The 14,672-nt window shown below is 41.2% G+C and carries 14 protein-coding genes and 3 pseudogenes; 8 read left to right on the forward strand and 9 right to left on the reverse strand.

Going from position 1 to position 14,672, the window contains the following annotated elements; genetic code table 11:
• Nucleotide 1: 1 nt before the first annotated feature.
• The 5 genes and pseudogenes from Ana3638_RS19350 to Ana3638_RS19370 all read right to left on the reverse strand — a co-directional run bounded on the left by Ana3638_RS19350 (nt 2) and on the right by Ana3638_RS19370 (nt 4,927).
• Nucleotides 2-319, reverse strand: a complete 318-nt coding sequence (locus Ana3638_RS19350) for a hypothetical protein (RefSeq protein ID WP_246240389.1) — start codon at nt 317-319, stop codon at nt 2-4.
• Between the two features lie 56 nt (nt 320-375).
• Nucleotides 376-1,744 (reverse strand): annotated as a pseudogene (locus tag Ana3638_RS19355) (SNF2-related protein).
• 33 nt (nt 1,745-1,777) lie between these two features.
• Nucleotides 1,778-2,062, reverse strand: a complete 285-nt coding sequence (locus Ana3638_RS19360) for a VRR-NUC domain-containing protein (protein ID WP_161839491.1) — start codon at nt 2,060-2,062, stop codon at nt 1,778-1,780.
• A gap of 190 nt (nt 2,063-2,252) precedes the next feature.
• On the reverse strand, nt 2,253-4,514 hold the full coding sequence (locus Ana3638_RS19365; protein WP_161839492.1) for a phage/plasmid primase, P4 family: 2,262 nt from the start codon (nt 4,512-4,514) through the stop codon (nt 2,253-2,255).
• Nucleotides 4,511-4,927: a DUF7768 domain-containing protein gene (locus Ana3638_RS19370; protein WP_161839493.1), complete on the reverse strand. Its 417-nt coding sequence runs from the start codon at nt 4,925-4,927 to the stop codon at nt 4,511-4,513. Before Ana3638_RS19370 ends, Ana3638_RS19365 begins: the two co-directional genes overlap by 4 nt.
• Before the next feature lie 257 nt (nt 4,928-5,184).
• On the opposite strand from Ana3638_RS19370, the gene Ana3638_RS24730 reads away from it, so the two are divergent.
• The 6 genes from Ana3638_RS24730 to Ana3638_RS19395 all read left to right on the forward strand — a co-directional run bounded on the left by Ana3638_RS24730 (nt 5,185) and on the right by Ana3638_RS19395 (nt 9,959).
• Nucleotides 5,185-5,349 carry a hypothetical protein gene (locus tag Ana3638_RS24730; protein WP_202621517.1) on the forward strand — a complete coding sequence of 55 codons (165 nt, stop codon included), beginning with the start codon at nt 5,185-5,187 and terminating at the stop codon, nt 5,347-5,349.
• Complete coding sequence (locus Ana3638_RS19375) at nt 5,342-5,692, forward strand: DNA ligase (protein WP_161839494.1); 351 nt, start codon at nt 5,342-5,344, stop codon at nt 5,690-5,692. Before Ana3638_RS24730 ends, Ana3638_RS19375 begins: the two co-directional genes overlap by 8 nt.
• Nucleotides 5,685-6,806 (forward strand): DUF2800 domain-containing protein, encoded by a 1,122-nt coding sequence (locus Ana3638_RS19380; RefSeq protein ID WP_161839495.1) that lies wholly within the window; start codon nt 5,685-5,687, stop codon nt 6,804-6,806. The genes Ana3638_RS19375 and Ana3638_RS19380 overlap by 8 nt, the downstream gene beginning before the upstream one ends.
• 13 nt (nt 6,807-6,819) lie before the next feature.
• Entirely contained in the window at nt 6,820-7,383 is a 564-nt protein-coding gene (locus Ana3638_RS19385) for a DUF2815 family protein (protein WP_161839496.1), read from the forward strand.
• A 69-nt stretch (nt 7,384-7,452) separates the two neighbouring features.
• The gene (locus tag Ana3638_RS19390) at nt 7,453-7,980 is read left to right on the forward strand and encodes an NUMOD4 domain-containing protein (RefSeq protein ID WP_206762694.1); all 528 of its coding nucleotides are present in this window, start codon (nt 7,453-7,455) and stop codon (nt 7,978-7,980) included.
• Nucleotides 7,968-9,959: a DNA polymerase gene (locus Ana3638_RS19395; protein ID WP_161839497.1), complete on the forward strand. Its 1,992-nt coding sequence runs from the start codon at nt 7,968-7,970 to the stop codon at nt 9,957-9,959. The genes Ana3638_RS19390 and Ana3638_RS19395 overlap by 13 nt, the downstream gene beginning before the upstream one ends.
• A 48-nt stretch (nt 9,960-10,007) precedes the next feature.
• On the opposite strand, the gene Ana3638_RS19400 is transcribed toward Ana3638_RS19395, so the two are convergent.
• From Ana3638_RS19400 to Ana3638_RS27145, 4 genes are all read right to left on the reverse strand, one after another.
• Nucleotides 10,008-10,787: a helix-turn-helix domain-containing protein gene (locus Ana3638_RS19400; RefSeq protein WP_161839498.1), complete on the reverse strand. Its 780-nt coding sequence runs from the start codon at nt 10,785-10,787 to the stop codon at nt 10,008-10,010.
• Between the two features lie 272 nt (nt 10,788-11,059).
• The gene (locus Ana3638_RS19405; protein ID WP_161839499.1) at nt 11,060-11,419 is read right to left on the reverse strand and encodes a helix-turn-helix domain-containing protein; all 360 of its coding nucleotides are present in this window, start codon (nt 11,417-11,419) and stop codon (nt 11,060-11,062) included.
• Between the two features lie 473 nt (nt 11,420-11,892).
• Nucleotides 11,893-12,291 carry a helix-turn-helix domain-containing protein gene (locus Ana3638_RS19410; protein WP_161839500.1) on the reverse strand — a complete coding sequence of 133 codons (399 nt, stop codon included), beginning with the start codon at nt 12,289-12,291 and terminating at the stop codon, nt 11,893-11,895.
• Between the two features lie 95 nt (nt 12,292-12,386).
• On the reverse strand, nt 12,387-12,575 hold the full coding sequence (locus Ana3638_RS27145; protein WP_408609480.1) for a putative holin-like toxin: 189 nt from the start codon (nt 12,573-12,575) through the stop codon (nt 12,387-12,389).
• Here Ana3638_RS27145 and Ana3638_RS19415 point away from each other — a divergent pair.
• Nucleotides 12,556-14,129 (forward strand): annotated as a pseudogene (locus tag Ana3638_RS19415) (ASKHA domain-containing protein). The gene Ana3638_RS27145 and the pseudogene Ana3638_RS19415 sit on opposite strands and share 20 nt — an antisense overlap.
• 35 nt (nt 14,130-14,164) lie before the next feature.
• Nucleotides 14,165-14,647: pseudogene (locus Ana3638_RS26905) on the forward strand (N-acetyltransferase family protein).
• Nucleotides 14,648-14,672: the final 25 nt, after the last annotated feature.

Raw genomic sequence — 14,672 nt, forward strand, 5'->3', positions numbered from 1 at the left:
ATTAGCCCACCTCCATTTCACGAACCTGCTTTAATATGGCCTCACCATCTAGACTAGTGAGTGCCTTAAACCAACCGGAACGGAAAAAGCGTTCTACATCATCCCGCTCTCCTTCATTCTTAATAATTTCATTTAGCAGAGTAATCTTTCGAATATCCGTCTTCGCTTCCTCCGTATCTAGATCAGGAGTATGTGGATGGGTTTTCAAGAAACGGATTGCTTCCCTATAGTCCTTAACTGCCTGTATGATAATGGCATTTGCTAGATTGGAGAATCCATCTTCCACTATAAAAGGTTTCACTTGCCTATTTTTGTACATAAATAGTACCTCCGATTTTAGAATTTTTTATTCCACTCGGATTTACTCAGATTGTCTCAGATTTGCAGATTAGCCTTTACAGCATCGATTAATGCGGATTGTGTATTGTCCTTATCCGATAAAGCTCGAAGAATTCTCTCATCAATCGTTCCAGCGGCTATTATATGCTGCACCACAACGGTATTTTCTGTCTGCCCCTGTCTCCATAACCTTGCTATGGTCTGCTGATACAATTCCAATGACCAAGTCATACCAAACCATATGATCGTAGAACCTCCACTTTGAAGATTTAAGCCATGACCTCCACTCATTGGATGAAGTAATGCGACGGGTAATTCTCCATTATTCCATTTCCGAATACTTGCATCGGTATCCAGTTTTGCAAATAGAACCTTAAGTTCTTCTAGCTTCTTTGTTACTCTATCTAGGTCATGTCGGAACCAGTAAATTAGTAATATCGGTTTGCCATTGGCAGCTTCAACAATATCCTCTAATGCATCCAGTTTCTTATCATGAATTTCAAGGACTGTGCCATCATCCGTATAAATCGCACCATTAGCCATTTGACACAGCTTTCCTGAAAGAGCAGCTGCATTTGCAGCAGTGATCTCTCCATCACCTAGTTGTAACACTAAATCCTTTTTCAGCTCTTCATATCTCGCCTTCTCCTTCTCATCCAAATACACTTCATAATTGCTACTTACAAGCTCGGGCATTTTCAAATAATCCTTAGATTTCATAGAAATCGTGATATCGGATATTTTCTTATAAATCTGTTCTTCTGCTCCAGGAAGTAATTTATAGCTATAAATAATCGGTCCATTCATCTTATCTGGCTTAAAGTATGCATTACGATACTGACCTATAAAACGACCAAGTCTCTCTCCCATATCAAGGAGACGAAACTCTGCAAATAAATCCATGTATCCATTCGTACTTGGTGTTCCGGTCAGTCCCACAATTCTTTTGACCTTTGGTCTTACCTTCATTAAAGCTCTAAAGCGTTTTGTCTGATGGTTCTTAAAAGAAGATAACTCGTCTACAACCACCATATCAAAATCGAAGGGCACACCGCTTGATTCAACAAGCCACGGTACGTTTTCACGGTTAATGATATAAATGTCTGCCTTTGCTTTCAGTGATGACAATCGTTCAGATTCTGTACCCACTACTACGCTATAAATCAGATGACTTAAATGCGACCATTTATTTATTTCGCTACTCCAAGAGAAACGTGCTACTCTTAATGGTGCGATAACAAGGATCTTGTGTACATCAAAACTGTCAAATAACAAATCATTTGCAGCAGTTAATGTTATCACTGTTTTGTCAACCGAGGCCCATATCCAATAACAATGCTGAAACATCATGCTCTTTTACATAATCAATGGCATATTTCTGATAATTGTGTGGTATGAACTTCATAAGGCATCACCTCCAATCATATGGTTGTACCAGTCACACGGTATTTTGAATTTCATCAAGGATACCTCCAATCTGCTCTTCTTCATCAAGGACAAATACATGAAAGCCTAATCCTCGAATTAAATTAATTCTTGCAAGCTGTAATGGTCTTGGTTGTTTACCGGGAGTCTTGACCTCGACAAAGCCAACCTTCCCATATGGCAATAAAACCAATCGGTCAGGCATTCCATCAAAACTAGGTGATGTGAATTTTGGACAGATACCCCCTCGTCTTTTAACTTCTATTACAAGCTTTTGTTCTATACCCTTTTCTCTCATACCAACCTCCATAAAACTTGGGTAGTGTAGGTCAATTGAGGTCATACCCTAAACTCTTCTTATATAGATTTTTTATAATTTCTTGCTATAGGGACTTTTTATATATGACCTTAATTGACCTACATTCTTCATATTTTCTAATCTAAGAAGAGTTTTGTTTTTGACCATCATCGACCTACACACCTGTGCATTAGTCAATAAAATCTGTATTTTTTATACGAACTCCATTTATAAAGATTCCACTTGAGAGCCTCTTACGATTTAGACCAGAAACTTCAAGGGCAGTATAAAAGTCTGTGGTGCTTCTGGCATATTCTCCTGTTCTCAAACAGTAAGCACGATATTCCTGATAGAACTCCCCAGACTTCTGTTTATAGGTAGGATCAAGTTCGCAGCATTCATCAAGAAATGCTCCAAGCCAGTCATTGTCTGACCGATAATGATCAATAGCATTCTTTACACAGGTTGGAAGTTTTAGTTTGAATTCATTTGCAATGACCCTTTGTGCACCTTCTATAATCCATGCCAATATATAGGGGCCAGCATTTTGGACTAAGTAATCCGTAAAGTTCTTAATGTCACTCTTTCCTTCAATCTTTGCATTGAATGGGATTACTATCAGTCTTCGCCAGGTTCCTTCATCGTTCGCGCCTACTCTTGGTAGATGGTTTGTATAAAGAACAAGGGTGTGGCTAGGCACATATTTAAATGGATCTTTGTACTTCTTCTCTGCAGTCACCTCATCTGTAGAACAAAGTTGTTTAATGACGGAAGTATTTAGTCGCATTCCCTCTTCCAGCTCGGCAGCAATGATAAGGCGCTTACCCTTTAGTTCTGCCATTTCAGGCTTCACATTCCTTTTACATCCTACAGTCAAGGCATCTGCTGAGATGGAACCGCTATAAGTTCCAAGTACTCTTGAGATGGTATTCCAGAAAGTAGATTTACCATTACGTCCATCACCATATGAAATAATGAGTGCTTCTACATACACCTTTCCAATAGCTGATAGTCCTACAATCTCCTGTACATAATTAATTAGTTCATAATCCCTGCAAAAGAAGGTATCAAGTGCATCAAGCCACAGCTGTTTACCAGCATCTCCCGGTGTAACAGATGTCTGCTTTGTAATGTAATCTTTTCCATCCGGCTCATATGCACCTGAAAGTCCATCTCTTAAATGATAAGTAGCTCCAGGAGTATTAAGGAGAAACTCATCCTTATCAAGATCGCTAACATTGATGGATAACATCGGTTTTGCTGCTTGTAATGCGCTCATTACATATTTCATGTCACGGCGTTTCATCACAAATTGTCTGTAAGCTACTGCCGCTAAATAAGCGCGATATGCTTCCAGCTGTTCTCCTTGTAGTGATTTTTCAAACTTCTTTCCACCAGCTCTCACATCATCCTTTGATACTCCACTTGTTAGAAGAATATCTAAGGTTCTCTGCACTTCATCCAAAGCATCTGCAAGCTGTAAGTCCAAGAATTCCTCCATTGCACCTACCGCTTGCTGTTTTGACTCCACCCAATACTCACCATTGAAACGAAGGTAGTCAGTCGCATCTGTGTAGCAAAGTTCATCTCCATATTCACGGGTTAGGACCTTTGCCTGACCGATGTCTGAGAAATCGGAAGGTTTCAACGATTCACAGTTAAAATCATTATTAAACTCTTCCGGGTCAACATATCCCTCCTGGTTCTGCACCTTTCTGGCAAACTTTATAGCGCTATTCCATATCGTTGTAAGTTCCTCATCCTCCAACGGTGGATCACATTTCTTTGACTCATCAAGAAATATTTGATGTGCTTTATCCGTAGCACCATAGCGTTTTACTACTCTTCCTGCAAAGCGGGATAAGGTACTGTTTCTCTTTCCTTCTGGAATTGTAATTCTTGCTACTTCGGTACCTTCATCATTTTGAAACATAGGTAATTCTTCATCAATGGTCAACCAACCTTCGTGCCATATCACCTCATCACAATTAGCACCATAGATGAAGCGTCCTGCATCCAATGCATTATTATCAAAGAATGGATAGGCTTTTTGCATCGCTATTTTAAATTCTGCATACTCATCTGCATCGTCACATGAATGGATAAGGAAGTACACATGAAATCTTGGCCTAGCTGATTTATTAGCCTTCTGTTTCATATGATTACGACTTGGGGCAATCGCATAAGAAACATCCGGGAATAGTTCATCCAACTTTTCAAAAGTAATCCATTCATTGCTATTCTCAGAATGGTCATTGTCACAATCCATGACCAATACTACCGATTCAATAAAATTCTCTGCACTACGGTAGTTGTTCTTATATTCCGCACAAACGTGATCACTTCTGACAACCTCTTTTAGTTTCTCAGCACTCGTAACCTCAATGCGATTTGGGTAGTAACAGTTTTTTACATCGCCTATACAGTTTGCTGTATAAAGTACTAGCTTCATCTGGTCACCTCCTTAAAGTCCTCCGTAAAATAACGGATTCTCATGCGTTTTCGTTTGGCTCTTAGAATTTCAGCTGCCATGCCTTCCGATATCCTTCCTCCAAACACCCACAGCTCTGCACATCTTCCCAGCAGTACCATGTTCATGAACATTGCCAATTCCCTCTCGGTGGCTTCATCCATAAATTGTGGAAACAACAGATGTGGGGCAATTGGTATTACTCCCTTTTTTACTGCAAATCTGCTATACTCTCTAGCTTTCATGGTATTCCATTCTTCATTTCCAGCATAAGGAGAGCAAATATAAACAAGTGGTCTGTAATTCCTCCTTCTTTCTTCACGCTCTATGCCATTGATCGCTTCAAAAGGTACAGGGTCTTTGTAGCCTTCTGCGTTATACAAGCTAATACCCAAGGTCTCACCTCCTTCAAAAATATTCGAGGACAAAATATCCCCTTAACTTCCTAAGGACAGAACCTTTGCTATTGGACGGATAATTTAAAAACTTTTTATTAAATCCGTCCAATCTTACCTTATCTGTCCTTAGGAAGTTAGAGGGACCTGAGTCAGAAAAGATTTTTATAAAAGTTACAAGATCATCCGTCCAAAGCTCAGACATCTGTCCTTAGGAAATTGAGAGGTAATAAACCCTCGGAAAGGCGGTGCTAATTATGCAGTCTGAAACAACTGCAGGTGCTGATAGCAAACAAGACTTCGGGTTAGATGAAGAACTTGCTGATGTACTAATCGCAATCAGTGTTATTTCTAAGCGACTTGCAAGGAAATTAACCGAGCAAGAACAATCAAACAAGGAAGGAGAAAACAAGCATGAGTAGGATGAACGAATTATCCGCAGAACTTGATGAGTTAAAAAGATGTGGTGAAATCTTAATTGGAATTTCAGATACTCTAAGAGAACTTTTTTCTACAGATGTAGAAGAAAAATCTACAAGTAAGCCTAAGAATCAGAAGGCTGCGATAAAAGAACCACCAGAACCTGCAAAGAAATCAATCTCTCTTACTGATGTCCGTGCTGTCCTGGCGGAGAAATCCCGTAACGGTTACACAGCAGATGTCAAAGCACTACTTATAAAGTACGGAGCTGATAAACTGTCCGATATTAACCCGGCTGACTACGAAGCTTTACTCGTAGATGCGGAGGTGTTTGGACATGCCTAAACATGCATTACTCTCCGCTTCGTCCAGTCACAGATGGCTGCACTGTCCGCCTTCGGCAAAGTTATGTGCCGAAGAGGATAATAAATCCAGTCCTTATGCCCAGGAAGGCACGGATGCACATAGCCTCTGTCAGTTCAAATTAGAACGGTCACTTGGCAGGAATACGAAAGACCCCACAGAAAATTTGGAGTTCTATGATGGAGAAATGGAAAGCTGTGCCGAAGAATATGCTTCTTTCGTCATGGAGCAATTGGCAGAAGCGAAGCATTACTGCTCCGATCCCGTGGTCTTAATCGAACAGCATCTTGACTTCTCCAAATACGTAGAGAGCGGGTTCGGAACCGGTGACTGTGTAATCGTTGCTGACCGGGTTCTTCAAATTATTGATTTCAAATACGGACTTGGAATATTGGTGTCTGCTGAAGAAAATCCCCAAATGATGTGTTATGCACTGGGAGCTTTAGAACTATTCGATGGCATCTACGATATCGATACTGTCAAGATGACAATCTTCCAGCCACGAAGGGATAATGTCAGCACTTACACTTTATCAAAGGAAGATCTCATAACATGGGGAAACGAGGTTCTCTCCCCAATTGCTAAACTTGCTTATACAGGTGAGGGCGAATTCAAAGCAGGTGACCACTGCCAGTTCTGCAAGATAAAGGCCACCTGCCGCAAACGTGCCGAGTACAACCTGGAACTCGCTAAATATGACTTTGAAATGCCGGTCAATCTGGATAATACCGAAATCAGTGTTATTCTCACCAGGGTAGAAAACCTTGTAGCCTGGGTCAATGACATAAAGGATTATGCATTAGAGCAGGCACTTAATGGCACAAAGTACGATGGATTTAAAATTGTGGAAGGACGCTCCATCCGAAAATACACGGATGAACAGAAGGTCGCTGAGGCTGTCACTTTGGCAGGTTTTAATCCGTATGAACAGAAACTCCTCGGAGTAACAGCTATGACATCGGCTCTTGGTAAAAAGCAATTTGAAGAAATTCTAGGAAGCCTTGTTATGAAGGCTCCTGGTAAACCAACTCTTGTTCCGGAGAATGATAAGCGACCGGAATTTAATACAGCACAAATCGATTTCAATAAAGAATAGGGAGGACAATAATATGTCAAAGTTAGCAAATCCAACGAAAGTAATTACAGGTCCACAGACAAGATGGTCATATGCAAATGTATGGGATGCAAAGTCAATCAACGGAGGAACACCAAAATATAGCGTAAGTCTCATCATTCCAAAGTCTGACATCAAAACAGTCGCACAAATTAAGGATGCCATTGAAGCCGCATATAAGGAAGGCGAGTCCAAATTAAAGGGTAATGGCAAAACAGTCCCAGCTCTTTCCGCTCTTAAGACTCCTCTTCGCGATGGTGATGCTGAAAGACCGGATGACCCTACCTACGCAAATGCATACTTTATCAATGCCAATAGTTCTACCGCACCTGGTATTGTCGATGCAGATTGTAATCCGATCCTTGAGCGTTCTGAAGTTTATTCCGGTGTATACGGCAGAGCCTCCATTAATCTGTACGCATTCAATTCTAACGGAAATCGCGGAATTGCCTGTGGGCTGAATAATCTTCAGAAGATTTCAGACGGAGAACCTTTGGGTGGTAAGTCTCGTGCAGAGGATGATTTTTCTACAGATGACGATGATGATTTTCTTTCATAGATGTATACCGTTAATCTCTGACTGGGGCGGTGGCAATGCTGCCGCCCTTTTACATTAAGGATGGTGAATATGATAGAAGAAATATGGAAAGACATACCTGGGTTTGAAGGAAAATATCAGGCAAGCACAATGGGACGTATTAAAAGTCTAGATCGGTTAGTTAGGGGTAAATGTCATTTCACAGGACATGATTTTTACAGAATGATTCACGGCAGAATCTTAAAGCCAGGACGATTCTGTAAAAGTGGTCATGTTTCTGTAGTATTAGGACGTGGTGGCATTGGGAAACCAGTACATCAATTAATTGCATTGACCTTCTTAGGTCCTTGTCCTAACGGTTGTGAAGTTCTCCACGAAAATGGTATTCCTACCGATAATCGTGTCTGCAATCTCCGATATGGTACACGTACAGAAAATATTCTTGATGTATATAAAGATGGGGGGCGATGGAGAAAATTATCGACTGACGATGTTGAAAATATTCGTTTTGGCTTATCCTGTGGAATTACAGGAGTTGAGCTTGCTAGTATGTATGGTGTTTCTTCATCAACAATATCTCGCATCAAATTAGGGAGGAGTTTTGGATGGCTGAAATAAAATATATGAGTTGCGATATCGAAACATATTCTGATGTGGATCTAAAGAAATGCGGTATGTACAAATATGCAGAGTCACCCAACTTTGAAATACTTCTCTTTGCTTACTCCATCAATTGTGGAGAGGTTGTCGTTATCGATCTAGCAAATAATGAGAAAGTTCCTACAGAGGTAATCATTGCTCTATCAGACAAAGAAGTTATAAAGTGGGCATATAATGCTGCTTTTGAACGTATCTGTTTGTCTGAATGGCTTAGAAGAAATTATCCTGAATATTTCAATAGCTACAGTACCAGTGATGACACGGTCGATAATTACCTAGATCCATCCTCGTGGAGATGCTCGATGGTATGGTCGGCATATCTTGGATTACCATTATCTCTTGAAGGTGTAGGAGCAGTTCTTGGATTGGAAGAACAGAAAATGAAAGAAGGAAAAGACCTCATCCGCTATTTTTGTGTTCCATGTAAGCCTACAAAATCAAACGGTGGCCGGACTAGAAATCTTCCTATCCATGACAAAAATAAATGGAATACATTCATCTCTTACAACCGCAAGGATGTTACAGTTGAAATGTCCATTCAGAAAAAGCTGTCCAAATTTCCTGTACCTGAGTTTGTTTGGAAAGAATATCATTTAGATCAAAAGATAAATGATAGAGGAATTGCTATTGATATGGATATCGTAGAACAGGCGATTATGATGGATGAGCGTTCCAAAGAGGAACTCTCGGATGAACTAAAGAAGCTCACAAATCTGGATAATCCGAATTCTGTGTTACAGATGAAACAATGGTTATCTGACAATGGACTGGAGACTGAAACCCTTGGTAAAAAAGCTGTAGCAGAAATGCTAAAAGATGCTCCAGAAGAACTAGCTGATGTCCTTACTCTTCGTCAACAGCTTGCCAAATCAAGTATAAAGAAATATCAGTCAATGCAAAATGCTGTATGCGCTGACAGCCGGGCAAGAGGAATGTTTCAGTTCTATGGAGCTAATCGAAGTGGAAGGTGGGCAGGGCGTATCATTCAATTACAAAACCTTCCTCAAAACCATATGCCTGATTTGGAGCAAGCACGTAGCCTTGTAAAGTGTGGTAACTATGATGCATTAGAAATGCTATATAATTCAGTGCCAGAAGTATTATCAGAACTTATCCGTACCGCATTCATCCCAAAGACTGGATATAAGTTTGTTGTAGTAGATTTTTGTGCAATTGAAGCAAGGGTGCTCTCATATTTGGCACAGGAGTCGTGGAGGAATAAAGTATTTGCAAATAATGAAGATATTTATTGTGCAAGTGCTTCTGCCATGTTTGGTGTTCCTGTTGAGAAACATGGTCAAAACAGTCACCTTCGCCAAAAGGGTAAAATAGCTGAACTAGCGTTAGGATATGGTGGTTCATGCGGTGCTCTTAAATCAATGGGAGCCTTAGATATGGGTATTTTAGAAGAAGAACTACAACCTCTCGTTGATGCCTGGAGAGCTTCAAACCCTAATATCGTTCAGCTTTGGTGGGATGTAGATACCACTGTTAAAAAGGCTATTACTCAAAGAACAGCCACTGAATGCCATGGCATCTGTTTTATTTATCAAAGTGGTATGCTCTTTATCAAACTTCCCTCTGGTAGAAAGCTTGCTTATGTAAAACCTAAGATAGGTATGAATCGATTTGGTGGGGAGGCTATAACCTACGAAGGTGTGGGTGCAACAAAGAAATGGGAGCGTATCGAATCATACGGTGCCAAATTTGTGGAGAATATAGTTCAAGCAATCTCCAGAGATATCCTTAGCTATGCGATGCAAACCCTCTCCCAATCATTCATTTGCGGCCACATTCATGATGAATTAATTATCGAATGTCCAGTGGAAGAATCTTTGGATTTCATCTGTGAACAGATGGGAAAAACTCCTCCATGGATAAAAGGTCTATTATTGAGAGCTGATGGCTTTGAGACTTCGTTTTATAGAAAAGATTAATCAATATGGTAGCAACACTCATTCTACATAGTGCTGCTACCATTTATGCTAAATCATGTTATTTAATAAATCAATTACAATTGCTTTAATCTTCGTCACCTTATCTGTGACTGTGCTCTTTCCCATTCCAATCTCATCCGCAATTTCCCTATGGCTAAATCCATCAGATAATAACTGAAGTATCTTACCGTAGTTAGGGTCGATTTCCTGTACATGACTTATCAGCTCTTTTAGCATATCCAAGTAAATATCTGCTGCACCATAGGTAGGTGGTGCGGCGGCTTCGAAATTGGTCTCTTCATTTTCTGCTGCCAGGCAACTAAAGGTTAATGTTCCAAAATTCTTCTTGTCCAATGAAGTGGCATATGGACACTGACTGCATTTGTTACTTTCTGGGCAGCGAATCAGTTTTCCTTTTCCATTGCTTACCTCGCAGCGTTTGTCACGATCCTCTGCTTTAAGCTCCGCTGAATAGGAACTCATCACGGCATCGTACTGTGTCTTAGTTCCTGGAACCAACACCACATCCACTATTCTGTTACCGATTCTCCATTTTCTAATCTGGGATTTCTTAACGCCTACAATCATCCCATATTCTTCGATTGAATCCCTATCGATGATCATTGGGATTTGTACCTGCTCCTCTTCTGCTCCATTTACTCTGATTTCCTGGGTTTCTTTTTCATAGATTGTCTCTCTTTCCGACCGAGAGAGACTGGGGTAAAGCAGATACCGTTTGACCATGGATAGAAGCATCCCAAGACCAGGCATTAGAAAAAGAGCGCAGGAAATAAAGGGTACTTCCAACTGCTTTTCCATAACTGTCATAATGACAGCTACTTCAAAACAATATGGTCATATCCACCTTTCCAGCGCTCTGTCAGGTCTATATGAATTTTTATTTATGCTCTAATTTTAAAGTGTGCCAGCTAAAATTGCTCGGACATGGGATGTCCTATTTTTGCTGACACAGCAATAAAAAAAGAGCCATGAAAACAAGCTTTTTGCTTATTTTCATGACTCTTTTTTATTGATTGCTATTGTTCTTGAATAACGAATACAGACAGACATGGCATGTCCGACCACAACAATAAATTTTATTATGTTATTCTATTCTGCCGTCCAAGTTGCTTTAAATTCTGTGCTTCCAGCATATCATTACACTCATGAATAGATTTTGTGTAACAGGTATTCAACAGGAATTGATACATGATGTGTTGCTCTGTCATCATAAAAGATTTACCCGATGCCTTTAACAAACAAGTACTTAATACAGGTGGTAACTGCATACCAATCGACAGCTGTACCACTGTTTCTATTGTAACATTGTCTGGCTCTGCATTTCTTAATCTTTGAATCGTTTTCTCACTAATGCTTGATGCACCTGCCAGTTCCTCCTCAGTCATCCCAGACCAATCGATTAAAGCATTCAGTGTCCCTGAAAACGTCACTGGTAGCATTCTAGCCACATTCAGTAACTCTGTATTATATTGCTTTATCATATTTGCTTGGTTTGGCTTATCCTTAATGTCAGATGAGTAATGGGCTTCAAAAACTATATTTGAAGCAGCATTCCTAAATAGAACACATCCTGCAAAACCCCTCTCCATATTTGTTCAGAGATTGAAGCTTCAAATTGAAGACTTGGCAACATTCATCCCTATGGAATCAGGCATAATCTGTTAAAACAGTCTGACCTTCTTCTCTATGGGTATGTAATTAGGGTGTTTAAAGCAAAAATGTGAGTCTACAGGCAAAAAATTTCCTCTTTCCAGTTCCTTCTTAAATTCTGATTTGAGCGTACTTTCAACTAATGTATCCTTTATACTGATGGAAAATGTCTGGTCTTTCCGAATATATCCACTCTTAAAACAGTGCGGTCTGACATAATGACCATCAACATAGGTAAACACACTGATTGCCTCATCATAGCCTACTCCTGTATTTTCTTCGTACCACTAATTTCGTCAATGAAGTTCTGCCACTGTGAAATGGAGATGTTGAGGTCACGGGCACGTCTTAAAGCTTCCTGTACAATCTCCGTCTTCCCGATATACTCTGCCAGATCCGGGTAATGATTATTCCTACTTTTACCCGCCAAATCATAAAAAGTGTAGAGGTCATCCCCCTTGATACACAGTACCTCAGCCATCCTGTCAAGATATTTTTCCGGCGCATATCGGTTTCCTTTCTCAATGTCACTCAGATATGCTGGTGTCAGGAACAGTTCCTGAGCAAGCCCACGAATGGACTTTCCGCGCACTTCCCTGCGTGCTTTAACGTACTCTCCGAACGAAGCGCACTCTTCGTCCGTCAAAAAACGGTCTGCCATGTACTTAATCCACCTATTCGTAAAATTCTGTAAGCTATTATGCTTTCATGGTATCACTGGGGAATCGGCTTGTCAATATTTAACATGTTGTAGAATCATTTTTTGTTGTTCATCCTTATTAGATGGATAACAAGAGTGATTAAAGCTACGACAAAAGTAGTAAAGGAATAACTATTGAAACAGGAAGACAATTGAAGTATGATAGCAACAGGAATTAAGAGTTTTACCAGGATAAATACATGACTGAGTGACAGGAGGAAACGGATGAGCCGGATTACTATCACGGGAAGAGGAGAACCGATTCTGATTAATTATACCGAAGAGACGAGTTTGTTGGATGCGATAATTGGACAAGGCATTTATCTCAGTGCAGACTGCGCGGGCAGAGGAACCTGCGGAAAGTGTAAGCTTCAGCTTCTGGAGGGAGAGCTTGAAATAACCTCGTTTGATCGGAATAAACTAACGGAGCAGGAGCTGGAGCAGGGATACCGGCTGGCCTGTAAAGCCTATCCCAAAAAGGATTGCATCATCCGGCTGGTTTCGGGCAGGGAGACGGATTTTAAAATTATCACGGAGCACCGGCAGGAAAGCATCGGTTACGGTAAGGCGGATGAGGATTATGCAGTCGCAGTTGACATCGGTACCACCACCATTGCCGCCAGTCTGGTTGGTCTTGAAAGTAAAAAAATCCGGTTGACAGACTCTGCAATCAATCGGCAAAGAGCTTATGGAACGGATGTTGTATCAAGAATAAAGGCGTCCAATGACGGAAAGCGGGAGCTTCTGAGAATAAGTATTCAGGAGGATCTTCTGGAGCTGATCCGGCGTATCCTTCATGAGGCCGAGATTCCGAAAAACAGATTGAAAAGGATCGTAATTGCCGGGAATACCACCATGGGCCATTTGTTGCTGGGATATTCCTGTCAGGGGCTGGGCAGTTATCCTTTTACGCCGGTCAATATCAGTACGCTGACGCTTCCTTATGAAGAAGTCATGGGAAGTGATTACCTGAGTATTCCGGTAACCATCCTTCCCGGCATCTCAGCATATGTAGGAGAGGATATTGTAGCCGGTCTGCTGGCCTGTGATTTTGATCAGGCGAAAAATCCTTGTCTGTTAGTTGATCTAGGCACGAATGGTGAGATGGCCGTGGGCAATAAAGACCGGATTTTAGTTTCCTCCGCTGCAGCCGGACCTGCTTTTGAGGGTGGTAATATTTCCTGCGGTGTCGGAAGCATTGCAGGTGCCATCTGTGATATTGAAATTAATAAGGAGGGGAACCGGCTTCAGACCATCGCAGATCAGCCGCCCATCGGTATCTGCGGGACCGGAGTGGTAGCACTGGTTTTTGAACTGCTTCAGTCAAAACTATCCGATGCCACGGGGCTGCTCTGTGAGGAATATTTTGAACAGGGGTATCCGGTTGCTGCCGATCCCCAGGGCAGAGAAATCCTGTTTACCCAAAAGGATATGCGGGAATTTCAAATGGCAAAAGCGGCAATCCGTGCCGGAATAGAGACGCTGGTCCGCTGTCATGGGATTACTTTTGATGAGATCGATACCGTATATCTGGCGGGGGCTTCGGCTATCAAATGAATTTGGAGAAGGCCTTTGGTGTGGGTTTGCTGCCCAAAGAACTTTCCGGTAAAATCAAAGCTGTTGGAAACAGCGCGTTAGGAGGAGCTGTAAAGTATCTGGCAGGGGAAAGCGCTTCTGCCAGAGTGGATCATATACTTGGCGTATCCGGCGAAATCAGCTTATCCAATGAGACAGATTTTAATGATCTATATATAAAGCATATGTTTTTCGAAGAAAAAGCAGAGGAACCTTCTTTTTGAAAAATAAGATACGAAAGTAAAGGTGTGATTTGATTATGAATTTAACGATAAGGGAATACAATGAAAACGATCTGATATCTATGATGGAAATATGGAATGAGGTAGTGGAGGACGGGATAGCTTTTCCGCAGATGGAACCGCTGACCCTGGAGGAGGCAAAAGAGTTTTTTGCCTGCCAGAGTTTTTCCGCTGTTGCACAATGGGGGACGGAAATCGTCGGCTTATACATCCTTCACCCTAATAATATAGGCCGCTGCGGCCATATCAGCAATGCCAGCTATGCAGTGAAATCCTCTGCACGGGATTGCATGTCGGTGAGCAGTTAGTCAGACATTGTCTTAATAAGGGACATGAGCTGGGATTTCGAATTCTTCAGTTTAATGCTGTAGTTAAATCAAATCTCAGTGCGCATCATTTGTATGAAAAGCTGGATTTGTGAAGCTGGGTGTGGTACCCGGGGTTTTCTGTTAAAGGACGGTAATTATGAAGACATTGTGCTGTATTATCATCTGTTATAAGAAAGCGTAGGAGTGGTAAGTACCT

The organism is Anaerocolumna sedimenticola (assembly GCF_009931695.1).
GTDB lineage: Bacteria > Bacillota > Clostridia > Lachnospirales > Lachnospiraceae > Anaerocolumna > Anaerocolumna sedimenticola.